This window comes from Cupriavidus sp. 2TAF22, from assembly GCF_052115045.1.
Taxonomy (GTDB): Bacteria; Pseudomonadota; Gammaproteobacteria; order Burkholderiales; family Burkholderiaceae; genus Cupriavidus.
Genome location: NZ_JBFRFX010000011.1, coordinates 185701 through 212535, shown reverse-complemented (window position 1 = coordinate 212535; position 26835 = coordinate 185701). Strand labels below are relative to the sequence as shown.

Genomic DNA, 26835 nt, shown 5'->3' with positions numbered 1-26835 from the left:
TGAATGCAATGGAGACGCCCGAGGATGGCTAGACCCGAGGTCATTACAGTAAGCATGCGTGAGTTAGACAGGCTCAAGACCGTTCAGGCGGTCGTGGATGGTCAATTGCGGCCCAGCGTGGCCGCCGAACGGTTGGAGATCACGGATCGCTAGACATGGATGTAGCGGCAAAGTTGTAATGTCCGGTTCGGGGGTGCGGACCAAAACTTGGACTACTTGGGGGTAGTTCATGTATTCGTCCGCACCCCCTTTTAGCAAAGCAGAAATGTCCGCTTGAGGGCCTGTCCATGGTATTCAGCCTGCCCGGTTGAATGCAATGGAGACGCCAGAGGAGTTCATCCCACTACAACGCGCTTCTCGCCTCACCGCCTGCGAAGAATGGCCGAGCCCACGCACGAAGGCTTCGCGCATATGGCGTCGATCGCGAAAGCCGCCGGTCTCTTTCGCGATCACGTCCAACCTCCACACCAGCGAGCCATTGCGCCTGGCCGCCGTTGGCTGTCAGCCCCGCGCTACATCGCTGCGGGCGACAGCGCCGAGGGCGATGCGCGCGGCTTGTGCGATCACGTCCTCCCTTGCCTTCGCGTCCTTCTGCGGTTGCGTGAAGTAGACCGCGACAACGACCGGCGCGCCGCCCGGCGGCCAGAGTACGGCGATATCGTTGGTGGTGCCGTAGTCCCCCGTGCCCGTCTTGTCGCCGCTCTGCCAGCCGGCGGGCATGCCGGCCTGGATCCGCCGCGCGCCGGTCGTATTGCCGCGCATCCAGTCCTGCAATTGCTGGCGCGCGGGGGCCGGCAGCGCGTCCGCCAGCGCCAGCTTGTGCAGGCTGTCCGCCATCGCGGCGGGCGTGGAGGTATCGCGCGGATCGCCGGGGATGGCCGTGTTGAGCTCGGTCTCCCAGCGATCGAGGCGGAAGGCATCGTCGCCGATCGAGCGGGCGAATGCGGTCACGTCCTGCGGCCCGCCGGCAAGCCTGATCAACAAGTTGGCCGCGGTGTTGTCGCTGTACTGGAGCGCGGCGCGGCAAAGTTCGGCCACCGTCATGCCTTCGCCGGCATGTTTCGCCGTGACCGGCGAGTAGGTCACGAGATTGTCTTTTGCATACGGGATACGCTGCGCCAGCAGCCCGTCCTGGCGGGTGCTGCGCGCCAGGATGGCACCGGCGAGCATGACCTTGAAGGTGCTGCAGAAGGCGAAGCGCTCGTCGGCGCGGTAGCGCAGCCGGCTGCCGTCGGAGGTGTTCAGCGCGGCCACGCCGAGGCGGCCGCCCGAATCGCCTTCGAGGGCGGCGAGCGTGGCTTGCGCCGCGCTTGCGTCGTGTCCGGCTGCCGCCCGGACCGGGCTGATCGCCGCCAGCGGCGCCGCGGCGGCGGCCAGCAACAGGCTGCGCCGGCGTTGGAAGTGAAGCATGGGATATTTTCCTGGCTTGGTAACGGAAACAAAGGGAAACAAAGGGAAAATTCTAACCGCCCGGTGTGCAACGGCCAGCACGTCCGGGATGCCACGTGCAGGTTTGGTCATGCCGCGCCCCGCCCCGGCAAGTACAATGCGGGACGCCTTTGCGGCCCGTCCGCGATTTCCGCCTCCGTCAGCTTCCGTCAGCCCAGTCAGCCCCTTTTTTCCTCGCTCCGATCCATGTCCAATCTCATCGTGCACGGTGGTACGCCTTTGCGTGGCCGCATCATCCCTTCTGCCAACAAGAACGCGGTGCTGCCCGTGCTTTGCGCCACGCTGCTCACGGCTGAACCGCTGCGCCTGCACGGCGTGCCCGATATCACCGATGTGCGCAAGATCCTCGACATCTTCCGCACCCTCGGCAGCGATGTGCGCATGGACCACGCCACCGGCACGCTGGAGCTGCATCATCGCGATACCCGCTTCGACGCGTCGAGCCACCGGCTGCCGGAGGAAATGCGCTCGTCCATCATGCTGGTGCCGCCGCTGCTGGCGCGCTTCGGCGTCGCGCGGCTGGAGGACAACGTCAAGGGCTGCACGCTGGGCGTGCGCGAGATCGACCCGCACATCGACGTATTCCGCCGCTTCGGCGGCCAGGTGGAACGTGCCGACGGCTCGCTGCTGGTGCGCAGCGCGGGCCGGCTCACGCCCACGGACCACTGGCTGGACTATGCCTCGGTCACTACCACGGAGAACTTCGTGCTGTGCGCGGCCGCGGCGGATGGCGTCTCCACCCTGACCAACGCGGCATCGGAGCCGCATGTGCAGGAGTTCTGCCGCTTCATGGAAATGCTCGGCGTGCGCATCGAAGGCATGGGCACCTCGCGCGTGACGGTACACGGTGGCAATGCCCTGCGCGGCGGCGAGTTCCACTTCGACGAGGATTTCCACGAGATCACCACCTTCCTGGCGCTGGGCGCCATCACCGGCGGCGATGTGGTGGTGCGCAACAGCGCGCCGGGCAATTTCCCGCTGATCGACCGCACCTTCGCCAAGTTCGGCGTGCAGATCACGCACGAGGACGGCTGGTCGCGCGCCACCTGCCCCGGCCCGCTGGAAGTGCAGACGCCTTTCACCAGCAATGTGCTGACCAAGGTGGAAGCGGCGCCGTGGCCCTACTTCCCGGTGGACCTGCTGCCGATCTTCATCGCGCTGGGCGTGCGCGCCAAGGGCAACGCCATGTTCTGGAACAAGGTCTACGACGGCGCGCTGGGCTGGACGGGCGAACTGTCCAAGTTCGGCGCCCACGTGTTCTCGTCCGATCCGCACCGCCTGATCACCTTCGGCGGCAACCCGCTGACGCCGGCAGTGGTGGAAAGCCCGTACATCATCCGCGTGGCGATCGCCCTGTTCATGGTGGCCGCCAGCATCGACGGCCGCTCCGAGATCCGCAACGCCACGCCGATCCGCCGCGCCCACCCGCGCTTCGTGGAAAACCTGCGCAGCCTGGGCGTGCACGTGGAGTGGACCAGCGAGGAGTAAGCCGGCTCCGGGCGGTGTTTCAGGGGTAAGCCGGCAGCGCCGCCTGGTCGCGCATGACGAAGCGGTCGCGGCCGTTGCGCTTGGCCTCGTACATGGCGGCGTCGGCCTTCTCCAGCAGCGATTCCAGCCGCGACGACGAAGGGATCTCGCAGACCGCGCCCACGCTGACAGTCACGCAAGGGTGCTCGGGCCAGCCGCCGTGGGGAAGCCTCAGCGCCCGCACCGCCTCGAGCAGGCGCAGGCCGGCGGCGCGGGTCTCGGGCAACGACACGGACGGCAGCACCGCGACGAACTCCTCGCCGCCCACGCGCGCGCAGAAGCCGCCGGGGCCGTCGCGCAACGCCCCGCTGATGGCGCCGGCCACGCGGCGCAGGCATTCGTCGCCGTGCACGTGGCCGTGCAGGTCGTTGTACTGCTTGAAGTAGTCGACGTCGATGATCAGGATGCCGACCGACGCCGCGCGCTCGAATGCGCCGGCCACCACGGCGGCCGCCTCGCGCTCGAAAAACCGCCGGTTGTAGGCACCGGTCAGGGCGTCCCGGTACAGGTCCGCCTCGATGCGCGAGAGCTTCTCCTCGGTCTCGCCCAGCCGCTCGGCCAGGCTGGAGTTCTCCACTGTCAGCGCCTGCTCGCGCGAACGGAAGCGCGTCACGTCGCGCAGGAATACGATGATCCCCACTGCCTGCCCTTTCAGGTTGCGCACGGATTCCACCGTCAGTTCGTAGTCCACCCGCGCTTCGGAGATCAGGTAGGAGCCGCCGCCGTGCGCGCCAGAGCGGCTGGCGGCAATGGCGTGCTGCCATGCCTGCGGCACGGGCTGGCCACGCCCCATGTCGGCCAGCAGGCCCCGCGCCGCCGTGTTGGAGTCGACGATGATGTCGTTGGCGTTGGCGATCACGCAGCCTTCGTGCAGCGTATCGAACACGCGCAGCCTGGCGTAGTGGCCCACGTCTTCCAGATGGCTGCGCAGTGCGCAGAACCACACGAGCAAGGTCATCACCGAAAACGTGGCGGGCGTCAGATCGCCGCCTAGCGCACCGGTATGGCGCGTCAGGTAGGCCACATTGGCCAGCAGCGGCAATGCCAGCCCGCAGGCCAGCACGGCACGGCCGCCGCGCGTCAGCCCGCCTGCCGGCACGCGCGCCGTGACCAGGAAATAAAGGCTGAGCAGCAACAGCAGGTAGGTGTACACCGCCACGGCGGCGTAGGCCGGGCCATGGGTGAAGACCGCGCCCGGCGGCGCCCCGCCCGGCATCAGGGCGATCGACGACCAGATCTGCCGGTGTTGTTCATTGGTGAAGACCAGGCCCAGCGTCACCGCGCTGATCACGGCGTGCATCGCCAGCAGCCAGTGCGGGACGACGGCCTTCGGCCGGCTCAGTTGCAGCATGGCGCAGAACCAGCCGATCGGCACGGCCATGATGCCGATGTACTGCAGCTTGGCCCACAGCACGCGCGTTTCCAGATCGGTGGAACTCAACTCGAGCAGGCGGCCACCGCTCCACAGCGCCGTGCCGCAGGCCAGCACCAGGAACGCCTTGACGGTGGGATCGTCCCGCCTGGTCCAGGCCACCAGGGCCATCGTCAGGCTCCCGACTACCGCAAAGGTGAGACAGAGGACTAAGGGGTACGAGGGCATTCGGCCGGTTCCAGGACGCCCGCCCGGCGGCAGCGCCGGTGGATGCGGCCGATTATAAGACGGCCCGCCGCTTCGCAGTCATGCGCCTGCAGCCAGGATGACGCCAGATACCGCAGATACCGCAATCGCTCCGGCCTGCTTGTCCCCGGGCCGATGCGAACCGGTTCAAGGAACCGGCGCGCATGCGCAATAGCCCGCGCCCTCCACGGTCCCTGCCCCTGCCCTGCCCTCAAAACCCCAGCTGCCGCGCCGCCAGGTCCTTCATGATCTCCTCCGAACCGCCGCCGATCATCATGACCTTGACCTCGCGGTAGACGCGCTCGCTCAAGGTGCCGCGCATGAAGCCCATGCCGCCGAGGATCTGCACGGCCTGGTCGGCGCAGAACTGCATGGCCTGGGTGGCCTGGATCTTGGCCATGCAGGTGCGCGCCACCAGCTGGGCGGGGTCGCCGGCCTGGTGCTGGACCCGGTAAGCCAGGTCGTAGACCAGGTTGCGCGCGGCTTCGATGCGCAGGGCCATGTCCACCAGCTTGTGGCGGATCACCTGGCGATCCACCAGCGGCTGGCCGAAGGTGTGGCGCTGGCGGGCCCAGTCGAGCGCTTCCTGCAGGCAGGCTTCGGCATAGCCATAGGCGCTGGCGCTCATGCCCAGCCGCTCGGAATTGAAGTTGCGCATGATGATCTGGAAGCCGCGGTTCTCCTCGCCGATCAGGTTGGCCACCGGAATCCGGCAGTTGTCGAAGCGCAGGTGGGCGGTGTCGGAGGCCAGCCAGCCCATCTTCCTGAGTTCGGTGCGCGTCAGGCCCGGCGGGTTGCCCTCCACCAGCAGCAGCGAGATGCCGCCCGCGCCCTTGTTGGCGGGGTCGGTGCGCACGGCGGTAGTGATGAAATCGGCCCGCATGCCGGAGGTGATGAAGGTCTTCTCGCCGTTGAGCACATAGTGGTCGCCGTCGCGCACGGCGGTGGTGCGCAGGCTGGCCACGTCGGAGCCGCCGCCGGGCTCGGTGATGGCCAGCGCGGCGATCTTCTCGCCGGCGATCACCGGCGGCAGCACGCGCCGCTGCAGCGCCTGGCTGCCGGCGGCGACGACCGGCGGCATGCCGATGGTGTGGGAGTTGAGCGAGGCATTGACGCCGCCGGAGCCGCTGCGGGCGAATTCCTCGGCCTGGATCAGGTGGTAGAAGATGTCGCCGGGCGTGCCGCCGAAGGCTTCGGGGTAGCCCAGGCCCAGCAGGCCGATTTCGGCGGCGYGCCGGTAGAGCGAGCGCGGGAAGGTGCCGGCTTCGTCCCACTCGCCGGCAAACGGCGTGATCTCGCGCGCGACGAACTCGCGCAGCGTGGTGCGGAACTGTTCGTGCTCGGGGGTGAAGTAATGCGGCAGCGGCGGCAGGGTCAGGAGGCTCATGCGGGATCCGGTCTGGGGCGGGTGGCTTGGATGGTCGAATGCCTTGGATGGCTCGAACATAGGCCGTGCCGGCGCGGTTCGTCTTGCGCTAAGTGGTCGGCCCGGATGCCTGCACTACGCCGCCGGCATGCCCGCGAGCAGCCGCGCCGATGCCTCCAGCCCGCCCAGGATGGCGTCCGCCACCTTCTGCGGAAATCCCGCCGGCAAGGCCGCGTTCACCTGCACGATCACGGCCGGCGTCTGCGCCAGCAGCCGGCCGATGATGGGCTCGGCATCCGGCCCGTGGAAGCACTTCGCCGCCATCGCGTTGAAATGCCGGCGCTGCACGTCCTTGAACAGATAGTGGCGGTTCTTGCCGGCCACGGCCATGGCCAGCTTGGCCTTGTGCCAGGACCACTGGTTGGCGCCGTTGCCCACCACCGGCCAGATCGACATCACGTCATACAACGGCGTCAGGCGGTAGCGCCCGCCCGGCAGCAGCCGGATGCTGAAGTTCTTGGCGTGCCCGTCCGGCGCGGCCAGCATCCAGAACAGGATCTGCGTGGCGAGGAAGGTTTCCAGGTCGGCGTCGGCATTGACGGACTGGCGCAGGATCTGCGCGATATCACGCATGCCCGGGCCACCGTCCGCCTCGTACTTGAGGTGCGGCGGCACGCCCAGCACCTGGCAGAAATCCTCCTGCGGCAGGCGCAGGATCCAGTTGCCCGAGGAATGCATCTGGCGGTCGAAGCGCTGCACGCTCAGCACCTTCTGTGCGCCGAAGTGTCGGATCTCGCTGTGCGCGGCCGGCAGCCCGAAAGCGGCCAGGATCGCCAGGCAGAGCCATTCGTTCTCGACCGAGGTGCCGAGGTCCGCGCGCTTGTTGCCGACCAGCCCGAGCGGCAGCTTCAGGATATGCGTGGTGGGCGTGGCGCCGTGGGGTTTCATCCAGCGCCCGCCGTGCCACAGCAGCGCGGTCTTCTCCTGCGCGCCGGCCAGCGAGATGCGGAAATCGTCGTCGTCCTGCGCGCCGGGCCCGGCGGGGCCCACGGTCTGGCGCAGCAGGACTTCGATATCGGCGTCGGACAGCGGCGTGCCTTCGATGCGATCATGGCCAGACGGCTGGCCGTTCTCCGCCAGCAGTTGCACGGCGCCCACGCAGTCGCGGCCGATGGCTTCGAGCAGGTCGAAGGCGTCCGTGCTGGCAGCCTTGAAGCGGGTCGCCAGGCGCTTGCGGATGGTGTCGCTGTCGGGCAGCAGGTTATCGAAGTAGTTGCGCACGCGCTCGCCTTTCAGCGGCGAGGCATCCACGCCGAACGGCAGCGACAGCGACAAGGGCCGCCCGGCGTCCGATGCCATCCAGTCCGGGTCGTACTGCAGCTCCATCTCGCCGCGCGTGGGGATGCGCCAGGTCCCGACGCGCTCGCCGTTGGCCCACAGCGACAGCGCGCGCGCATGTGTTCTGCGGCCCATGGCTACCACTCCACCGCGGGCGTTGCGCCGCCTGGCGCGTGCGGCGCGCCCCGGTCCTGCACCACCAGCTCCAGCCCCAGCACGCTGACCAGCGCCAGCAGCTGGTCGGCGCTGATGGTGCCCGGGTTCAGTTCCATATGGGAGATCCGGCTCTGGCTGACCGCCAGGCGCGCAGCCAGGTCGGTCTGGGAAAGCCCGGCGGCCCGCCGTGCCGATTGAAGCACCTGGCCCAACTGCGTGGCGGTGGATAGCTGTTGTTTCATGGGATGACTGCCTGGCGATCGGGTGCGGGTAGCGATGATATGCGTAATGTCACTTTACAAACAATATGGGTAATTTGCAAATACCAATATCGTGGGTATTAGTCATTTACGCATGTCATGCGTATCAAAAGAGAAGCCAGGCAGGCCCGAAGCCATGGCCGCGCCAGCCGTCAGCCACTTTCCGCAAGCCTTGCACGGACGCCTTGGCTACGCTTTGCGCTCGAAGCCAAGTCTGGTCGCGCGCCACATGGCCGCGCCCGCCTTCCCCCACGGAGATTCCGCATGATCGCCAAGCAGCCGCCCGCCACCATCGGCACCGCCCTGCAGGAAGCCAGCCAGCGCTGGAGCCAGCGCACCGCCTACTTGTGCCGCGAGCAGGCACACAGCTTCGGCGAGGTCGAGGCCGCTTCGGCCCGGCTTGCCTGTGGCCTGCTCGGGCTGGGCCTGCGCCACGGCGACCGCATCGGGGTGATCGGCCTGAACCAGATCGAATGGCTGCAGCTGTTCTACGCGGCAACGCGTATCGGCGTGGCGGTGGTCGGCCTGAGCGTGCGCTACCGCGACAACGAGATCGAGCACATGGTCAACGACAGCGGCATCAAGGCGGTCTTCACCGTGCCGCAAGCCGATGGCTTCGATTTTCTCGCCATGCTGACGCGTCTGATGCCGCGCATGCCGGGCCTGCTCAATGTCATCACCATCGACGCGCAGCCGGCGCAAGCCGGCATGCCAGGACTGTCGGCCCTGCTTGCCGTCGCGCCTGACGGGGCCGCGCTGCAGGCCGCCGAGGCACGCGTGGGGCCCGATGACCTGGCCATGGTGATCTATACCTCCGGCACCACCGGCCGGCCCAAGGGCGCGGGGTTGTCGCACCGCAGCCTGCTGGCGTCCGCGTGGGCGCAGGCGCGCCATGTGCGCACCGACGAGCGCGACCACATCCAGCTCGCCCTGCCCTTCAACCATGTGGGCGGTATCACCTGCGGGGTGCTGAACTACCTGCTCGGCGGCGGCACCTGCGAACTGGTGCCGGTGTTCAAGGCAGACACCGTGCTGGCCATGATGCGCAGGCACCCGCCCACCATTTTCTCGGGCGTGCCGACCATGGCCACGCTGCTGCTGATGCATCCGGACTCCGCCAGCGTGGACTTTTCCTCGGTGCGGCTGGTGGTGGTGGGCGGCGCCACCGTGGATGCCGCGCTGCTAGAACAACTGCAGGCGCGCATGCCGCAGGCCACGGTGATGAACCTGTATGGCCTGTCCGAATCGTCCGGGGCCATCGTGATGACACCCTGGAACGCGGCGCGGCAAGACCTGATGGACTCGATCGGCTGCGTATTCGACAGTGCAGAGGTGCGCGTGGTCACCCCCGCCGGCAATATTGCCGCGCCCGGGGAGATCGGCGAGCTTTGCTTCCGTGGCGCGGGCGTGTGCGCGGGCTATATCGGCGCCGCGGCCAGTGCCGACGGCTTCGGCGCCGACAACTGGCTGCGCTCCGGCGACCTGGGCTGCGTGGACAAGCGCGGCTATATCCAGCTCAAGGGCCGCAAGAAGGATATGTATATCCAGGGCGGCTTCAACGTCTACCCCGCCGAGATCGAAGGCGTGATCGCGCGCCATCCGGACGTGATGATGGTGGCCGGCATTGGTGTGCCGGACCCGGTGCTGGGCGAGATCGGGCGCTACTACATCGTGCCGAAGCCGGGCTGCGACCTGACCGGCCCGGAGATCCGCGCCTATTGCGCGAGCCGCCTGGCCGACTACAAGGTGCCGCGCCAGGTGGTGCTGCGCGATATCCTGCCAATGACGCCGGCCGGCAAGATCCACAAGGCCGCCCTGCGCGCGGAGTGCGCGGCGGAACCCCGCTAGCGGCCCCGGCCGTCGGGGCCGGGCACGCCGCCCTGCGCAGCGCGCTCGCCGATCAGGGCGAGCTTGCGCGAGCCGGCAAAGATATCGCTCGGCTTGAGGCCATAGACCTGCCGGATCGAGTGGCTGAAGTGCGTGGAATCCGGGTAGCCGGTATCGAGCGCCACATGGGCCAGGTTGGAATCCTGCGTCACGTAGTGCAGCAGGCTGCGCGCGCGCTTCCAGGTGCGGAAGCTGCGGAACGGCGTGCCGATCTCCTCCTTGAACAGATGCAGGAAGCGCGAGAACGACAGATGCGCCGACGCCGCGCAGGACTCCGCCGTGGCGGTGGCCGAGGGCGCATCGCGGATGCGCTGCACCACGGCCTCGATGCGCGGGTCCAGCCGGCGCCGCGCCAGCGTTTGCCCGAAGAAGATCTGGTCGAAGCTGTCGGCCTGCAGGTCCACTTCGCGGCCATGCTGGCTGAGCCAGGCATGGGCCTGACGCACATGGCGCACGAAGGCGGGGTCGTCCACCGGCCCGGCCCGCCCGCGGATCACGGACGGCAGGCGCGCCAGGTCAATGCTTTCGGCCTCCAGCCCCAGGTCGCAGATCATGCGGTCGTCGCACGCCACCGAGTGCGGCATGTAGGCAGGCACCACCGCGAGATCGGTGGATTCCCACCGGGTGCCGTCCAGGCAGATGCGGATTGGCGCGCGCAGGGCCACGTAGACCAGCAGCCCGCCCATGGTGCGCACCGACGGCGAACCAAGCAGGCCCGCGTAGAACAGCCGCTCCGCCGTGACCCACATCACCCTGCCGCGCACGTCCGCGGCGCGCGGCGCMGTATCCGTGGCCGGCGGGCACGCAATGCCTTTTGCCTGCATCTGCATGTCCTTTTGTCTCCTGCCGGCGCTGTCCGCGCACCCGGGGATGCGTCGCCAGGCCGGCTTGTGTGTGGTGGCGCCGCCGCATGGCCGGTAGCGCAACGGGCAGCGTAGCCCGCGCCTGCCGCCCGCGTCTTGCGTCAGCTGGCTACGCCGCCGGCCTCATCGTAATGCTCCCGGTAGCGCTGACGCAACTCGAACTTCTGGATCTTGCCGGTGGACGTGGCCGGCAGCGCAGCCAGCAGCAGCACTGCCTTGGGCACTTCGAAGCCGCCCAGATGCGCCCGGCAGTGCGCATCCAGCTCGGACTCCGCTATCGCCGCGCCCGGCTTGAGCGTGACGAAGGCCGTCACCGCCTCGCCCCAGCGCGCATGCGGCAGGCCCACCACCGCCGCGTTGGCCACCGCGGCATGGCGCAGCAGCACCTCCTCGACCTTGATCGAGGGAACGTTCTCGCCGCCGGTCTTGATCATGTCCTTGATGCGGTCGAGGAACAGCAGCTGGCCGTCCTCATCGAGCACGCCGAGGTCGCCGGAGTGGTGCCAGCCGAAACGCTGGGCGCGCGCCGTGGCTTGCGGATCCTTGTAGTAGCCCAGCATCACATTGGGCCCGCGGAACACGATCTCGCCCGGCTCGCCGGGGCCAAGCAGGCGGCCGTCGTCGGCCATCACCGCCACTTCGTTGCCCACCGTGCCCACGCCCCACCAGGCGCCGAAGCGCCGGCGCTGCTGGTCCGCTTCGAAGATGGTCGCCGCCGGGTACATCTCGGTCTGCCCTGAGCACAGGATGAAATTCGGGCAGAACGCGTCCAGCAGCCGCAGCAGCAGGTTCTTGGGCAGCGGCGCCATGCCGTAGATGCACAGCCGCACGCTGGACAGGTCCGTGGCGGCGAACTGCGGATGCTCCAGCATGGCGCGGTACATCATCGGCAGCGCCACCACCACGCTGACGCGGTGGCGCGCCAGGTCCGCCAGCACCCGCGCCGGTTCGAAGCCGCGCGCCACCACCACCGCGTGGCCGCCCAGCAGGGCACTCATGGTGTTGCCGTGCTGGGCGCAATGGAACATCGGCAGCAGGCAGGTAAACACCTCGGGCGCCGCGCTGCCGCAGCCGGTATCGACCAGGTTGGCCATCAGCACCGAATGCACCGAGGCATGCGAATGCATCACGCCCTTCTGCGGGCCGGTGGTGCCGCTGGTGTACATGATCTGGGCAAGCTGGCCGCTGGCGATGTCCACCGTCGGCAGGGTGGCCGGCTGGCCGGCCAGCGCGTCCGCGTATTTCGTCACGGCGATCCCTGGCGCCTGCGCTGCCACCTCGCCGGCGGGCTCCAGCAGCACCACGGGAAGACCCAGTTCCGCCACCAGTTCGGCGATGCCGGGGCGCGCCAGCACCGAGGCATCCGCCACCACCCGCGTCACCTCGGCATGCTCGAGGATGTAGCGGATCGCGTCGGGCGCCAGCGCGGTGTTGACGGGCACCCACACCAGGCCCGCCTTCTGGATGCCAAGCAGCGCCACGATCATGGCGGTGGAGTTGTTGCACAGCATGCCCACGCGCTCGCCGCCGCCCATGCCCTGGCCCAGCAGGTAATGGGCGAACTGGTTGGAGGCCGCATCCAGCCCCGCATAGCTCAGGCTGTGCTCGCCCTCGATCAGCGCGGTACGCGCGCCGAAGCGCCGCGCCGAGCGGTGCACCACGTCCCCCAGCGCAATGCGGCCGATGCGCTCGCGCGCCTGTTCCGTTGCCGTGCTCATCCCTGTCTCCTGTTGTCGGTTGTCTGCTTTGCCGCATCCCGCGCGGCCTCGCCGCGGGGCCGGACTGCCCGTGTGCATCGGCGGCTGCCCCGTGATCGCGCCCACGGCCTGCCATGAGCTGCCTGCCATGAGCTGCCATGGCCGGAGCAGTTACCTCATCCGTGTTATTACGCACCGGGTCGGGTGCAGCCTATGCTTGGCCTGCACTTTCCAAAATTTGCTCTAGGCCCGCCACGTCGCTCACGCATCGTGGCGGGCTTCTTTTCTTCTGCTGCCGGCGCGTGCCGGGAGCCGCTACATCTTCGGCGGCGGCAGCAGGTCGCTGGCGGGGATCCACTTGTCGCCCGAGACCTTCATGATGCGGATGCGGTCGTTGCTCAGGCGGTTGCCGGCGGAAACATTGAAGCCCGGGTTGCCAAGCGGGTCCTGCGGCAGCTTGGTCGATTCCATGGCGGCGTTGAAGCTTTCGGCAGTCAGGTTGCGCCCGGCCTTGTCGGCAATGGTGGCGAAGGTGGTGTAGGCGTAGTAGCTGAACATCGAATACACGCCCGGGTCTTCATTGAAGCGCTTCTTGTAGGCCGCCGCCCATTGCCGGACCGCCGGGTTTGCATCGTCGGCATAAGGCAGCATGATGAAGGCCGCCGCATGCAGCCCCTCCATCGCCTTGCCGCCCAGTTGCGGCACCTGGTGCGAGTAATTGGCCGTGGTGCCGGCAAAGACCGGGTTGAAGCCGATCTTGCGTGCTTCCTGCACCGAAGCGACGTACTCGCGCATGGTGGACGCGTTGAACACCAGGTCGCAGTTGGYCGCCTTCAGCCGTGCCATCTGCGAAGAAAAATCCGTCGCGCCGCGCTTGTACGAGACTTTTTCCACCAGCGTCATGCCCTTGGCCTTGAGGTAGGCCGCCACGCCTTCCACCGATTCGCGCCCGTAGTCGTCGTCCTGATACAGCGCGCCGATGCGCTGGTAAGGCTTCTGCTTCATGAAGTAGTCCATGATCGTCATCGACATCAGGTAGTTCGACGGCCCCAGTGCGATCTTGTACGGGCTGGCTGGCTCGTACATATCGCGCGCCGCGCTCTGCGGCATGAAATTGAAGACCTTGCTCTGCAGCAGGAACGGCAGCGTGGCCATATTGGGCGCCGTGCCAAGATGGCCGACGACGGCGAACACGCCGTCCTGCGTGACCAGCTTCTGCGCCGCCAGCACGGCGCGCTTGGGCTCGTAGCCGTTGTCCTCCACCACCACACGGATCTTGCGGCCCTGCACGCCGCCGCGCGCATTGATTTCCTCCACGGCCATGGTCATGYCGTTGCGCGACTCCTTGCCGTAGTTGACGATCGGCCCCGACATGTCGGTGATCAGGCCGAGCACGATTTCCTTGTCGTTCACGCCGCGCGTCTCGGCGCCGGCCCCGGCGCTGAGCGCCAGCGCCACGGCGGCGATGGTGGTTTTCCAGATCATGGTGGTCTCCTTGTGTTGTCGTTGGCTTGCGCTTCTTCGCTTCAATGCACGCTCTGCGGCGGCTTGGGTCCCGGATGGATGGCGGCTGGCACGGCGAACTGCCCCACCCCGGCCGGCAAGGGCGGCGGCGCGGACGATGGCGGCAGCCAGCCCGACAGGCCCGGGCCGCCCTGCCCGCCCCCGGCCAGCCTGGCCAGCCTGGCCAGCAATGGCGAAATGTCCCAGTAGTCATAGGGGTTGCCGCGCTCCCGGGCATAGCGCTCCATCCCCGCCGCGATGCGCGCCAGGCCGATGCGGTCGGCCAGCCAGACCGGCCCGCCCAGGTAATCCGGGAAGCCGTAGCCGGCCGTCCATACCATGTCGATGTCGCCGGGCCGGCAAGCCACGCCCTCTTCCAGCAGCTTGGCCGCTTCGTTGACAAGCGGATAGATCAGGCGCTCGACGATCTCCTCGTCGGCAATCTCGGTGCGGCGCGGCGCGATGCCGTGCGCGCGGCCCAGCGCGGCGCAGATGCGCGCGGCCTCCGGGTCCGGCACGAGCGTGCCGGCCGGGTAGCGGTAGAAGCCCGCGCCGCTCTTGCAGCCAAGCCGGCCCAGCCTGTAGAGCGTGCGCACCACCGCGCGGTAAGCGGGATCGGGCGGCAGGCCGCCGGCCTTGCCATACTCCAGCACGATGCGCGCGGCCACGTCGATGCCGGCCAGGTCCAGCATGCGGCATGGCCCCATCGCCATGCCGTAGGCCTGCATCACCGCATCCAGCCGCGCCGGGCTGACGCCTTCCATCAGCAGGAACTCGCTCTCGCGCAGGTAGGCCTCGGCCATGCGGTTGCCGATAAAGCCGAAACACACGCCGGACACCACCGCAACCTTGCCCAGCCGGCGCGCCAGCTGCATGGCGGTCGCCAGCACATCGGGCGCCGTGGCCGCGGTACGTACCACCTCGATCAGCCGCCCGCCGTTGGACGGGTTGCGGAAATGCAGCCCCACGAAATCCGCCGGCCGCCCGCTGGCCTCGGCCAATACCTCCACATCCAGCGTGGAGGTATTGGTGGCGATGATGGCGCCGGGCTGGCAGATGCGCCCAAGCCCCGCATGGACCTGCTGCTTGAGCGCCATGTCCTCCACCACCGCCTCGATCACCAGCTCGCAGCCGGCCAGCGCGCCGTGGTCCAGCGTGCCGGCGATCAGGCCCATGCGGCTGGCCACCTGATCGGGCCGCAGCCGCCCGGCGGCGACAGCCACGTCATACTGCGCGCGCACCGATGCCAGGCCACGCGCCAGCGCAGCGTCGCTGGCCTCCACCAGCGTCACCGGCAGGCCGGCATCGGCCAGGCTCATGGCAATGCGGCTGCCCATGGTGCCGGCGCCCACCACGCCGGCGGTATGCAGGGCGCGCGGCGCCATGCCAGCCGGCAAGCCCGGCACGCGCGCGGCCTGCCGCTCGGCGAAGAACAGGTGGCGCAGCGCCTGCGACTGCGGCGATGCCACGCAGGCGGCCAGCAGGCGCGCCTCAACCGCCTCGCCCTCGGCAAACGGCAGGTTCACGGCGGCGTCCACCGCCTGCACGATGGCTGCGGCGGCCGGATAGCGCCCGTGCTCCTCGCGCGCCCGCCGCATGGCCTGTGCGAAGAAATCGTCCGGCAAGCCCGCCGCACTGGCGCGCCGCGCGGACAGCCGCCGGGCGGGAGCCCGCCTCTCCAGCAAGGCCTCCAGGTAGTTCAGCCCGACCGCCAGCGGCTCGCCGGCCACCACGGCATCGACGATGCCGGCGGCCATTGCCGCTTCGGCATCCAGCATGCGCCCGCTCAACATCAGGTCCAGCGCCAGCGCCGCCCCGCAGGCACGCGGCAGCCGCTGCGAACCCAGCGAGCCCGGCAGCAGGCCCAGTTTGATCTCCGGCAGCCCCACGCACGCACCCGGCAGTGCCACGCGGTAGTGGCAGGCCAGCGCCAGTTCCAGCCCGCCGCCCAGCGCGGTGCCGTGCAGCGCCGCCACTACCAGCCGCGGGCTGGCCTCGATGCGGGCCAGGATGCGGTTATACGGCCCGGCATCGAAATCCGGCGCGTCGAACTGCGCGATATCCCCGCCGGCAACGAAGGTCCGGCCGGCGCACCAGACCAGCAGGCCGTCCAGCCCGGCGTCCGCTTCAAAGGCAGCCACGCACGCATCCAGCCCCGCCACGGTGGCCACCGAGAGCGCGTTCACCGGCGGATGGCTGATGCACATCAGGCCGATGCGGCCATGCCGGACCAGGCTGACGGGGCCGTGCCTGACGGCCTGGCCCGCGATGCCGGTGTTTCCCATGCTGCCTGCCTTGCTCATCGCGCCTCCTGTGAGGGCTAGTGCTTCAGCGCTTCAAGCCACCTTGGCCGGATACATCGACTCGATCAGTTCGCTGTACTTGTCATTGACCAGCTTGCGCTTGAGCTTCATGGTCGGGGTCAGTTCCTCGTCCTCGGCACCCAGGCGCGTCTCCAGCAGGCGGAACGCCTTGATCTGCTCCACGCGCGCGAACTGCTGGTTCACGCGGTCGATCTCCTGCCCCACCAGTGCGATCACCTCCTTGCTGCGGCACAGCGAGCCGTAGTCGGAGAAATGCACGTCATGCTCCTGCGCCCACTGCTCCACGTTGTCCTGGTCGATCATCACCAGGCAGCTCAGGAAAGGCCGGCGGTCGCCGATCACCACCGCGTCCGTCACGTAGGGGCTGAACTTGAGCTGGTTCTCCCATTCGGAAGGCGTCACGTTCTTGCCGCCGGCCGTGATGATCAGGTCCTTCATGCGGTCGGTGATATAGAAATAGCCATCCGCGTCCACGCGGCCCACGTCGCCGGTGCGCAGCCAGCCGTCCACCATCGTCTCGGCCGTCTTGGCGGGCAGGTTCAGGTAGCCCATGAAGACCTGCGGCCCGCGCACCAGCAGCTCGCCCTCGTGCGAGATCTTTACCTCGGTATGCGGCAAGGCAATGCCGATGCTGCCCGGGCGCATGCGGCCCGGCGGGTTGCAGGTGGCCGCGCCGGTGATCTCGGTCATGCCCCACAGCTCATGCAGCTCGATGCCCAGCGCCATATACCAGCGGATCAGGTCCGGCGAGATCGGCGCGGCGCCGGTCACCGCCAGTTGCACGCGATTCAGGCCCATCATGCGGCGCACATTGCCCAGCACCAGCGTGTCGGCCAGCCACAGCTTGAGGCGCGCGCCTAGGGACAGCCGCCGCGCCTGCCCGGGCCCATGTACGCGTGCCCTGCCGGCCGCCAGCCCCCAGGCGTAGGCGCGGCGCTGCAGGCCGGTAGCCTCGCGCACGGCGATGGTCACGCTGGAATACAGCTTCTCCCACACGCGCGGCACCGCCAGGAAGGCATCCGGCTGGATCTCGCGGATATTGTCGAAAATCGTGTCCGGGTTCTCCACGAAGTTCGCCACCGCACCGCACAGGATCGCGTAATACTCGCCGAAGATCCGTTCCGACACATGGCACAGCGGCAGGAAGGCCATGCGCTCGCCGATGGTAGTGGCCGGCATGAACTCGCGCAGCGTCAGGCAACTGCGCAGCACATTGCGGTGCGACAGCATCGCCCCCTTGGGCCGCCCCGTGGTGCCGGACGTGTACACCAGCACCGCCAGCGCGTCGGCGCTGCCCTCGGCCCGCATGGCCGGCAGCCAGCCCGGCTGCCGCGCGCGCGCCTGCCGGCCCAGTGCCAGCAGCGCGTCAAGGCTCATCACGGCGGCATCATCGAAGCCGGACAGCCCCTCCATGTCGAACACCACCACGCGGCGCAGGCCCGGCAGGCGCTCGCGCACCTCCAGGTATTTGTCGAGCTGCTCCTCGTTCTCCACGAACAGCACCACGGAGCCCGAGTCCTGGCACAGGTATTCCACCTGCGACGGCGCATCGGTGGGGTAGATCCCGTTCACCACCGCGCCGGCCGTGAGCGCGCCCAGGTCGGTCCAGACCCATTCGCGGTTGGTGTTGGACAGCACCGAGACCACCTCGCCCCGCTGCAGGCCCAGCTCCGCCAGCCCCGCGGCCACGTCCGCCACGATCTCGCCCACCTCGCGCCAGCCATAGCTGCGCCAGATGCCAAGATCCTTCTGCCGCATCATCACGGCATCGCCGCGCACCTCCACCGCATGCCAGAACATCTGCGGCACGGTCTGGAACGCGGCTTCGGACAAGGGCTGCATGGTGTGCGCGGCTGGTTTTGCCATGGGCGGTTCTCCGAACGTCCTTAGAGGTTGTTTCAAAATGAAGCGAAGCGGTGCTGGCCAGGGCGGAGCATGAAATCCGGATCGCACTGCACACCGCCTGCCGGGCGCGGCCGCGGACAGTACAAAGCGGTACGGCAAGGCCGCGCAATGACGCCAGGATCTTGTTGAAACAACCGCTAGCGCCAGGTCTTGCGTTTCTTCCAGCGCCGCTCCCCGCGCACGCCGCTATCCTTCATGCCGAGATAGAACTCCTTGATATCGTCCTTTTCGCGCAGCGCCGCGCAGGTATCCTCGGCCACGATGCGGCCGTTCTCCAGCACATAGCCGTAGTCCGCCGCGTTCAGCGCCATATTGGCGTTCTGCTCCACCAGCAGGATGGTGGTGCCGCGCTCGCGGTTGATGCGCACCACGATCTCGAAGATATCCTTGGTCAGCTTGGGCGACAGCCCCAGGCTCGGCTCGTCCAGCAGGATCAGCTCCGGCGCGGCCATCAGCGCGCGCGAGATCGCCAGCATCTGCTGCTGCCCGCCCGACAGCAGCCCGGCATCCTGCGCCGCGCGCTCGCGCAGCACGGGGAAATAGCCGTACACCGCCTCCATGTCGCGCGCCACGCCGTCGCGGTCGCGCCGCGTGTAGGCGCCCATCAGCAGGTTGTCGCGCACGGACAGCAGCGGGAACACCTCCCTGCCCTCCGGCACATGGCTCAGGCCACGCCGCACGATCTGCGCCGGGTCCAGCCCGGCAATGCTCTCGCCCTTGAAGGCGATGCTGCCGCGCGTGGGATCCAGTACACCGGATATGGTCTTCAATATGGTGGTCTTGCCCGCCCCGTTGGCGCCCAGCACGGTGGCGATGCTGCCCGGCGCCACCGCCAGGCTCACCCCGCGGATCGCCTTGACCGGCCCGTAGGCGCTCTCCACATTGGCCAGCGCCAGCACGGGCGCCGCCAGCATGCCGCGCAGCGCGGCGGCGTCGTTGTCGGTAGCGGCCAGCTTCATGCCGCCCTCCGCAGCGAAGCCACATCGTCCACCGTGCCCAGGTAAGCCTCGATCACGCCCGGGTGCGCCTGCACCTCGGCAGGCGTGCCCTGCGCCAGCACCTGGCCCTGGTTCATCGCCAGCACGCGGTCAGACACGCGCGACACCAGGCTCATGTCGTGCTCCACCATCAGCACGGTGATGCCCAGCTCGCTGCGGATATCGCGGATCCACCAGGCCATGTCCTCGGTTTCCTCCACATTCAGCCCGGACGAAGGCTCGTCCAGCAGCAACAGGCGCGGCCCGCTGCACAGCGCGCGCGCCAGCTCCACCACCTTGCGCACGCCGTAAGGCAGCCCCGCCACCAACGCATCGCGGTGCGCCTGCAGGTCCAGCAGCTCGATCATCTCCTCGGCCTTGCGGCGCGCCGCCAGCTCCGAGCGGCGCGCCGCCGACGTGAACAGCAGGTCTGCCCAGAAGCCAGCGGCGCGGTGCGTGTGGTGGCCGATCAGCAGGTTCTGCAGCACCGTGGCGTGCTCGAACAACTCGATGTTCTGGAACGTGCGCGCAATGCCCTGCGCCGCAATCGCGTGCGGCGGCATGCGCGTGAGTGGCTGGCCCTGCCACAGGATTTCCCCGCCGGTGGGCGGATAGATGCGGCTGATCAGGTTGAACACCGTGGTCTTGCCCGCCCCGTTCGGCCCGATCAGCGTAAACACCTCGCCCGCGCGCACGTCGAAGCTCACGCCGTTGAGCGCCAGCACGCCGCCAAAGCGCACGGTCAGGTCGCGCACGCTCAGCAAGGGTTCGGAATGGCTATGCGACATGACGCACCCTCCTTATTTCAGGCGCTCGGAGCGCTGGAACGCCTTCTGCCGCCGGAACATGCCCTGGCGGTAGAACGGAAACAGCTCCAGGTAAGTGCGGATCTTGCACCAGCGCCCGTACAGCCCCATCGGCTCGAACAACACAAAACCCATCAGCACCAGCCCGTACACCAGCGCCTGCAAGCCGCTCGCCTGCGCCACCGCAGGCGGCAGCCAGTCCTTGGCCAGCACGATCAGCTGCGGCATCACGATCAGGAACGCCGCCCCCAGGAACGCGCCGTGCACCGAACCCAGCCCGCCCACCACGACCAGCAACAACAGATCGATGGACTGCCCGATGCCGAACTGCTCCGGCGAGATAAAGCGCAGCTTGTGCGCATACAACGCCCCGGCCAGCCCCACCAGCCCCGCCGACAACGCGAACGACAAGGTCTTGTAGCGCGCCAGGTGAATCCCCATGCTCTGCGCCGAGATCTCCGAATCCCGGATGGCGATGAAGGCCCGCCCGGTCGCGCCGCGCAGCAGGTTCAGCACCCCCAGCGTCGCCAGCAGGCACACCGCCAGCGACAAGTAATAGAACGCCACCGGGCTATCCAGCGTATAACCGGCCACCTCCGGCGCCGCCACCGGCAGCCCCGCGTTGCCCCCGGTCACCCCCTCCCAGCGCGCCATCACCTCCTCCATGATGAAACCGAAGGCCAGCGTGGCAATCGCCAGATAGATGCCCTTCACCCGCAGCGCCGGCAGTCCCACCACCACACCCGTCGCCGCGGACAACACAGCCGACGCCACCAGGGCCGGCACGAACGGCACGCCATGCCCGGTCAGCCACGCCTGCGCATACGCCCCCACGCCCAGGAACGCCGCATGCCCGATCGACAGCAGCCCGGTATAGCCGGCCAGCACCATCAGCCCCAGCCCCGCAATCGCATAGATCAGCACAAAGCCCAGCTGCGCAATCCAGTAACTGCCGGCCCAGGCCGGCGCCACCAGCAAACACGCCAGCAGCAGCACGTACCACAAGGCCTGCCCGGGCTTTCCGGCCAGGCGCAGGTCCTGGCGATAATCGGTCTTGAAGAGGAATCGCATCGCGTCTCTACACCTTCTTGCGCAGGTTCTCGCCAAACAACCCGTTAGGCCTGACCGCCAGCACGATCAGCACCACCACATACGCCGCCACATCCTTGAAGCCCTCCGGCAGGTAAAACCCCGCCAGCGACTCCACCACCCCGATCACCAGCCCGCCCACGATGGCCCCCGGCAGGCTGCCAAAGCCCCCCACCACCGCCGCCGGAAACGCCTTCAGCCCCAGCAAGCCCATGCTGGCATGCACAAACGTGATCGGCGCCAGCAACAACCCCGCCAGCGCCGCCACCGCCGCCGACAAGCCCCACACCAGCCCGTTCAGCCGCCGCACCGGAATGCCCATGTAATAGGCGGCAAGCTGGTTCTGCGAACTCGCCTGCATCGCCACCCCGATCCGGCTATAGCGGAACACCCCGTACAACAACACGCACAAGCCCGCCGTCGCCCCGATCACCGCCACCTGCTCCACGCTCAGCACCAGCGCGCCCGCGCGCCACACCATGCCCTGGTAAGGCACCGGCAACGTATGCGTACCCGCCCCGATGCCCGGCACCATGGTGATTACGCCGCGCATCACATACCCCATGCCAATGGTCAGCATCACCACCGTGAACTGCGGCTGCCCCAGGATCGGCCGGATCGCCAGCCGCTCCACCAGCATCCCGAACCCCGCCATGCCCGCGACCGTCAACGGCACCGCCAGCCACAGCGGCAACCCCATCATGGTCAGCACCACCCCGGCAAACGCGCCCAGCATCATGAACTCGCCCTGGGCAAAGTTCACGGTCTCGGTCGCCTTGTAGATCAGCACGAAACCCAGCGCGATCAGGGCGTAGATACAGCCCAGGGCAATGCCTGAGATGGTCAGTTGCAGGATCTCCAACGTTGTCTCCTGGCTTAGGGGGGGATGCCTCGCGGGCGAAGTGCCGCGCTTTCGCTGGCTGTGCCACCGTAACAAAACTAGTGGGGCGGCTCTTGTGCGGACTGGCTATGCGGAGGTGGGGATTACCCACGGGTGGGCGGTGCTGCGGTGCGGGGGGTGAGCGGTTTTGCTCGCCGGGGTTCGGAAATTTCGGCGGCGGACTTCTGTTGCTTCCGCAAGTTGGCTTACGCAATGGCCGGTACGAGACCCGTCGAGGCGGGTCTCGGGTGGGTTTTGCTGGCGTCAGTACAGGGCCTGTACCCGGTCCACTGCCTGGTCCAGTTGTCGCTTCAGCGGAGACAGCAGCGCATGCAGGCCGCTATTGGCGGCCTGCTCCCCGGCCTGCAACTCCAGCAGGGTCAGGACGGATTCCAGGCCGGCGCTCACGCGCAGGAGGTCGTCGCAGCTTTGCTGGATGGTTTCCTGGGGCCATTGGGCGGTGGGCGTGGGCTGGATTTCCGGCAGCAAGGGGTCGGCTACTAGCCGGGCTTCCCTGGCGGCTTTTCTGGCTTCGGCGGCGGTGCGTGGGCGGCGTTGGCGGGCGGTCATGTCGTGGCTCCATTTTCGAGTGCGCTGATGACTTGTGATGCTGGCACTGGGGAAATGATTGGTCCACGGACGGTCTTACCCATTGCTTGGTGCTTCCGCTTGAGTGGGAACACCGAACATATTGCGCAGGTGTTCTGTGAACGGGAAAGCAAGACGTCGGGGTCGGCCACGTGGCAGCCCTCGCTTGAGAAGCGGTCGTTCCAGAGACGGCCGTGGTTTCGCGGCGGCTATCGGACCGAGACGGCCATGAAGCGCCTTTGGCACTCACGCTCAATCGGTCATTCGGATGGCGGCTTCAGCCAGGCTAACGGACGTCGTCTCCAGCGGCGACGAGTAGTCTCATCGGCCTACCCGCATCCGTCTAGAATGCCCGCGAAAAGACCGTCCGCGCATCTCGGTACTCCTGTAGAAACATTTCCTCCATCCGAATCGCATCAGCGGTGTTTTTTGCTCTGGAAGCTGAACGGCTGACTCATAGGCAGTCTTTCACCTGCTGCTCTGGCTTGAGGGTCGTGAAACGCAGACCCGCCTCGTGCCGATACTCAACCCATGCCCCCGGTCATCGCGGGCAAGAAGCTCCTACGTCAGGCAGGCCGGCGACCCCTCCAAATCGGCATCCATTGGTAACCGTGGACCCAAAGGGCTCTGCATGTCGCTTGTGGCGCCCGCGCCCATGCTGTTCAGGCGTTGCCGGGCACGAACTGGATGACTCAAGTCAACGGGAATCTTAATCTTGCAGCTCCCCGCCTGTTGCCTATTCTTGTCTCACCGTGCTCCATCATTTGGGGGGAGACATGCACAATCTGCTGGCGTCGCTCAGCCAAGAGGTGGACACGCAGTGGAAGAGGCATGACGTGCGCGTCGAGCGCCACTCGCGTGCCTACAAGTGCCGTTGCGGCAACCACGTCTTCTTCCGCAACACGCTATGTCTGGCATGCAACTCGCCCCTGGGCTTCCTGCCGGACGAAGGCCGGCTTGGCGCACTTGAACCGGGCCCCGAACCCGGTACCTGGCGCGAGGAAGGCCGCAAGGAGTTGCTGAAGTTCTGCGCGAACCGTGACTCCCCTGCCGCGTGCAACTGGATGATATATGCGCACAATCCCCAGCCACACTGCATCGCCTGCCGGCTCAACCGCACCATCCCCGACCTCGACGACGCTGACAACGTACTCTACTGGACGAAAATCGAGGTCGCCAAGCGCCGGCTGGTTTCGCAATTGCTCGCGCTGGGCCTGCCAGTGCGATCCAAGGTGGAGGAAGATCCCGAGCACGGCCTGATGTTCGATTTCCTGCGCTCGCCGCCCGGAGGCCCGTGCGTCATGACCGGGCATGCCAGCGGCCTGATCACGCTCAACGTCGAGGAGGCCGATGATGCCAAGCGCGAGCACATCAGGCATGGCCTGCGGGAGCCCTACCGTACGCTGCTGGGGCACTTCCGCCACGAGGTGGGCCACTACTACTGGGACCGGCTGGTCTGGAACACCGGGTGGCTAGAGCCATTCCGGCTGCTCTTTGGCGATGAGCGCGCCAGCTATGCCGAGGCGCTCAAGCGCAACTACGAGCAAGGACCTCCCCCCGATTGGGCCAACGCTTACATCAGCTCATACGCGACGATGCACCCTTGGGAGGACTGGGCCGAAACGTGGGCTCACTACCTGCACGTGGTCGACAGCCTAGGCACGGCGCTAGGCTTCGGCCTGGATGCCGAGGATCTCGATGGAGACATCCAGCCGTTCACGCGAGATGCGCTGTACGCACCCGAAGACCCCGGTGCCGAGCGCTTTCTATCCCTCCTCAACGCGTGGCTCGAGGTAACCATGGTCCTCAACGAGATGGCGCGCAGCATGGGCGAACCGGATTTCTACCCCTTCGTGATGTCCAAGCCGGTCGTGGCCAAGCTGCAGTTCATCAGCATGATCGTCGTCGAAGCCTGCACCAAGCCCGATCTCTGACGCGATAGGGAGCCACAGCATGGACGTCCCAGCAGCCGCAACGGTCTATCTGAAGGATTACGCGCCGCCCAGTTTCCTGATCCCCGAGGTCGAGCTCGACGTAGACTTCGCCGCCGAGGACAATGCGCGTGTACTCGCCCGGATCACGGTCCGCCGCAACCCCAAGGCAGTCGAACCCGAGGCGCCGCTGCGGCTCGATCTTGACGAGCTTGTGGTGGAGTCGGTGGCCCTCGACGGCATCCCGCTCGGCCCGGACCGCTACATGCTCGACGAGCGCCACCTGACCCTGCGGAACGCCCCCGACGCCTTCAGGCTGACGACCGTCAGCCACCTCAACCCCAGCCAGAACACCAAGCTGATGGGGATCTATACCTCCAGCACCGGCTTCTTCAGTCTTTGCGAGGCGGAGGGCTTCCGGCGCATCACACCTTTTCTCGACCGGCCGGACGTGATGGCCCGCTATTCGGTCACGCTGCATGCCGACAAGGCCCGGTATCCCGTGCTGCTGGCCAACGGCAACCTCACCGGCCAAGGCGACGAGGCTGGCGGCCGTCACTGGGCCCGCTGGGAAGACCCCTTTCCCAAGCCCTCTTACCTCTTCGCCGTCGTGGCTGCACGGCTCGACGGCCGCGAGGACAGCTTCACGACCCGCTCAGGCCGCACGGTGCCGCTGCGCTTTTTCGTTGAGCCCGGCAAGCTGGATCAGTGCGAGTTCGCGCTGCAGTCGCTCAAGCACGCGATGAAGTGGGAGGAGGACACCTACGGCCTGGAGATCGATCTTGACCAGTACAACGTCGTCGCGGTGGGGGACTTCAACGCCGGCGCGATGGAGAACAAAGGCCTGAACATTTTCAACACCAAGCTGGTGCTTGCCCGGGCGGACATCTCCACCGACTGGGACTTCAGCTTCATCGATCGCACGGTTGCCCATGAGTACTTCCACAACTGGACCGGCAACCGCGTCACCTGCCGGGACTGGTTCCAGCTTGCGCTCAAGGAGGGGCTGACGGTCTTCCGCGAGCAGCAGTACGCTGGCGACCGATACTCGCGCGCAGTGTCGCGCATCCAGGCTGTGCGCAATCTGCGCGCGGGCCAGTTCCCGGAGGACGCCGGCCCGATGGCGCACCCGGTGAGACCGCGCTCCTACCAGCAGATCAGCAATTTCTATACTGCCACGGTCTACAGCAAGGGGGCAGAGCTGGTGCGCATGATGCGCACGCTGGTTGGCGCGTTAGCCTTCAGCAAAGGCATCGAACTCTACTTCGAACGTCATGATGGGCAAGCGGTCACGACCGATGATCTGGTGAGCGCGATCCAGGATGCAAGCGGTGTGGATCTCGCCCAGTTCAAGCTATGGTACGAGCAGGCCGGTACTCCGCGCCTGTCCATCCGCGACCGCCATGACGCGGCCACGCGTACCTACGAGCTGACCGTGACACAACACTGCCCGCCCACCCCGGGGCAGCCGGTCAAGCAGCCAATGCACATCCCGCTGGCAGTCGGTCTGATCGACGCCGATGGCCAGGAGATGCCACTGCGCCTCGAAGGTGAGGAGACGGCCCAATGCACGAGCCGAGTGCTGTCGCTACGCCAGGAGACGGCGGCATTCCGCTTCCTGGATGTGCCGGCCCGTCCCGTGCCGTCGCTGCTCCGCGACTTTTCCGCGCCTGTGGTTATCGACTACGACTACAGCGATGAGGCGCTACAACATCTTCTGAGCTACGACAGCGATCCGTTCAACCGCTGGGAAGCGGGGCAGCATCTCGCGATGAACTTGCTGCTCGCCGGTGTAGTCGATCATCGCGCCGGCCGGCCAGTGCAATTCCCGGACCACTTGGCCCGTGCCTTCGGCCGCGTGCTTGACGGCGCCGCGCGGAATCCGGCCTTCGCTGCCGAGGCACTCGCGCTGCCGTCCGAAGTAGTGATCGGCGAACAGCTCGATGAGATCGACCCTCAGGCCGTGCACGAGGTGCGGCTGGCGATGCGCAAGTTCCTGGCCGATCGGCTGCGCTCCGAGTTGCGCCGCTCGTACGACAGCTTCGCCACACCCGGTCCCTACAAGCCCGACGCCGCGTCGATCGGTCGCCGCGCGTTGCGCAATCTCTGCCTGGCCATGCTGGTGGACCTCGGCGACGAAGATTCGCACCGAATGTGCCTCGTGCAACTCCAGACCGCCGACAACATGACCGACACAATGGCGGCGCTCACCGCCATCGCCAACTGCGATTGGCCCGAGCGCCGCGATTCACTCGACGCCTTCTACGCCAAGTGGCAGGGCGAGCCGCTGGTGGTAGACAAGTGGCTCGGACTGGAGGCACTGTCCCGCTTACCCGGAACGGTCGCGCGGGTTCGCGAACTGACCGCGCATCCGGTCTTCACACTGAAGAATCCCAATAAGGTCTACGCGCTGCTGGGCAGCTTTGGCGCAAACCAGGCCCAATTCCACGCGGCCGACGGCTGCGGATACGAGCTGATGATCGAGCAAGCGGTGGCGCTTGATGAAATCAATCCGCAGGTGGCCTCCCGTATGGTGCGCAACTTCGAGCGCTACAGGCGCTTCGAGCCGCGGCGTCGCGCGCTGATGCGCGCCGCGCTGGAGGGAGTCGCGGCGACGCCGGGCCTTTCCAAGGAAACCGCCGAAGTCGTTTGCAAAGCACTTGCCTAGCTG

General features: G+C 67.4%; 19 protein-coding genes. 4 read left to right on the top strand and 15 right to left on the bottom strand.

The window, feature by feature from the left end; translation table 11 throughout:
• Positions 1–501: 501 nt before the first annotated feature.
• A complete protein-coding gene (bla, locus tag AB4Z48_RS15635; RefSeq protein WP_441615416.1) occupies positions 502–1410 on the bottom strand; it encodes a class A beta-lactamase in 909 nt (302 codons plus the stop codon).
• A 225-nt stretch (positions 1411–1635) separates the two neighbouring features.
• Here bla and AB4Z48_RS15630 point away from each other — a divergent pair, with 225 nt between their 5' ends.
• Positions 1636–2937, top strand: coding sequence for a UDP-N-acetylglucosamine 1-carboxyvinyltransferase (locus AB4Z48_RS15630; protein ID WP_441615414.1), 1302 nt, complete (start codon positions 1636–1638; stop codon positions 2935–2937).
• 19 nt (positions 2938–2956) lie between these two features.
• Here the strand turns inward: AB4Z48_RS15630 and AB4Z48_RS15625 are convergent, their stop codons facing one another.
• The 4 genes from AB4Z48_RS15625 to AB4Z48_RS15610 form a co-directional block, all read right to left on the bottom strand.
• On the bottom strand, positions 2957–4576 hold the full coding sequence (locus tag AB4Z48_RS15625; RefSeq protein ID WP_441615412.1) for a histidine kinase N-terminal 7TM domain-containing protein: 1620 nt from the start codon (positions 4574–4576) through the stop codon (positions 2957–2959).
• Positions 4577–4805: 229 nt separating this feature from the next.
• Entirely contained in the window at positions 4806–5981 is a 1176-nt protein-coding gene (locus tag AB4Z48_RS15620) for an acyl-CoA dehydrogenase family protein (protein WP_441615411.1), read from the bottom strand.
• 114 nt (positions 5982–6095) lie between these two features.
• Positions 6096–7433 (bottom strand): type II toxin-antitoxin system HipA family toxin, encoded by a 1338-nt coding sequence (locus AB4Z48_RS15615; protein WP_441615409.1) that lies wholly within the window; start codon positions 7431–7433, stop codon positions 6096–6098.
• A 2-nt stretch (positions 7434–7435) separates the two neighbouring features.
• Entirely contained in the window at positions 7436–7696 is a 261-nt protein-coding gene (locus AB4Z48_RS15610; RefSeq protein ID WP_441615407.1) for a helix-turn-helix domain-containing protein, read from the bottom strand.
• A 282-nt stretch (positions 7697–7978) separates the two neighbouring features.
• On the opposite strand from AB4Z48_RS15610, the gene AB4Z48_RS15605 reads away from it, so the two are divergent.
• On the top strand, positions 7979–9562 hold the full coding sequence (locus AB4Z48_RS15605; protein WP_441615406.1) for a class I adenylate-forming enzyme family protein: 1584 nt from the start codon (positions 7979–7981) through the stop codon (positions 9560–9562).
• Here the strand turns inward: AB4Z48_RS15605 and AB4Z48_RS15600 are convergent.
• The 10 genes from AB4Z48_RS15600 to AB4Z48_RS15555 form a co-directional block, all read right to left on the bottom strand.
• Entirely contained in the window at positions 9559–10431 is an 873-nt protein-coding gene (locus AB4Z48_RS15600) for a helix-turn-helix domain-containing protein (RefSeq protein ID WP_441615404.1), read from the bottom strand. The genes AB4Z48_RS15605 and AB4Z48_RS15600 overlap by 4 nt on opposite strands.
• Positions 10432–10565: 134 nt before the next feature.
• Complete coding sequence (locus AB4Z48_RS15595; protein WP_441615403.1) at positions 10566–12182, bottom strand: class I adenylate-forming enzyme family protein; 1617 nt, start codon at positions 12180–12182, stop codon at positions 10566–10568.
• A gap of 294 nt (positions 12183–12476) precedes the next feature.
• Positions 12477–13646, bottom strand: a complete 1170-nt coding sequence (locus AB4Z48_RS15590) for an ABC transporter substrate-binding protein (RefSeq protein WP_441615401.1) — start codon at positions 13644–13646, stop codon at positions 12477–12479.
• Between the two features lie 41 nt (positions 13647–13687).
• Positions 13688–15967 (bottom strand): 3-hydroxyacyl-CoA dehydrogenase NAD-binding domain-containing protein, encoded by a 2280-nt coding sequence (locus AB4Z48_RS15585; protein ID WP_441615399.1) that lies wholly within the window; start codon positions 15965–15967, stop codon positions 13688–13690.
• A gap of 33 nt (positions 15968–16000) precedes the next feature.
• Positions 16001–17854, bottom strand: coding sequence for an AMP-dependent synthetase/ligase (locus tag AB4Z48_RS15580; protein WP_441615397.1), 1854 nt, complete (start codon positions 17852–17854; stop codon positions 16001–16003).
• A gap of 176 nt (positions 17855–18030) precedes the next feature.
• Entirely contained in the window at positions 18031–18852 is an 822-nt protein-coding gene (locus AB4Z48_RS15575; protein WP_441615395.1) for an ABC transporter ATP-binding protein, read from the bottom strand.
• Positions 18849–19658 (bottom strand): ABC transporter ATP-binding protein, encoded by an 810-nt coding sequence (locus AB4Z48_RS15570; RefSeq protein ID WP_441615393.1) that lies wholly within the window; start codon positions 19656–19658, stop codon positions 18849–18851. The genes AB4Z48_RS15575 and AB4Z48_RS15570 overlap by 4 nt, the downstream gene beginning before the upstream one ends.
• A gap of 12 nt (positions 19659–19670) precedes the next feature.
• A complete protein-coding gene (locus AB4Z48_RS15565) occupies positions 19671–20747 on the bottom strand; it encodes a branched-chain amino acid ABC transporter permease (protein ID WP_441615391.1) in 1077 nt (358 codons plus the stop codon).
• A 7-nt stretch (positions 20748–20754) separates the two neighbouring features.
• Positions 20755–21627, bottom strand: coding sequence for a branched-chain amino acid ABC transporter permease (locus tag AB4Z48_RS15560; RefSeq protein WP_441615389.1), 873 nt, complete (start codon positions 21625–21627; stop codon positions 20755–20757).
• Positions 21628–21909: 282 nt separating this feature from the next.
• Positions 21910–22215, bottom strand: coding sequence for a DUF1484 family protein (locus AB4Z48_RS15555; protein ID WP_441615387.1), 306 nt, complete (start codon positions 22213–22215; stop codon positions 21910–21912).
• A 794-nt stretch (positions 22216–23009) separates the two neighbouring features.
• On the opposite strand from AB4Z48_RS15555, the gene AB4Z48_RS15550 reads away from it, so the two are divergent.
• Both AB4Z48_RS15550 and pepN read left to right on the top strand, forming a co-directional pair.
• Entirely contained in the window at positions 23010–24167 is a 1158-nt protein-coding gene (locus AB4Z48_RS15550; RefSeq protein WP_441615385.1) for a zinc-binding metallopeptidase family protein, read from the top strand.
• Positions 24168–24186: 19 nt separating this feature from the next.
• On the top strand, positions 24187–26832 hold the full coding sequence (gene pepN, locus AB4Z48_RS15545) for an aminopeptidase N (protein WP_441615383.1): 2646 nt from the start codon (positions 24187–24189) through the stop codon (positions 26830–26832).
• Positions 26833–26835 lie beyond the last annotated feature (3 nt).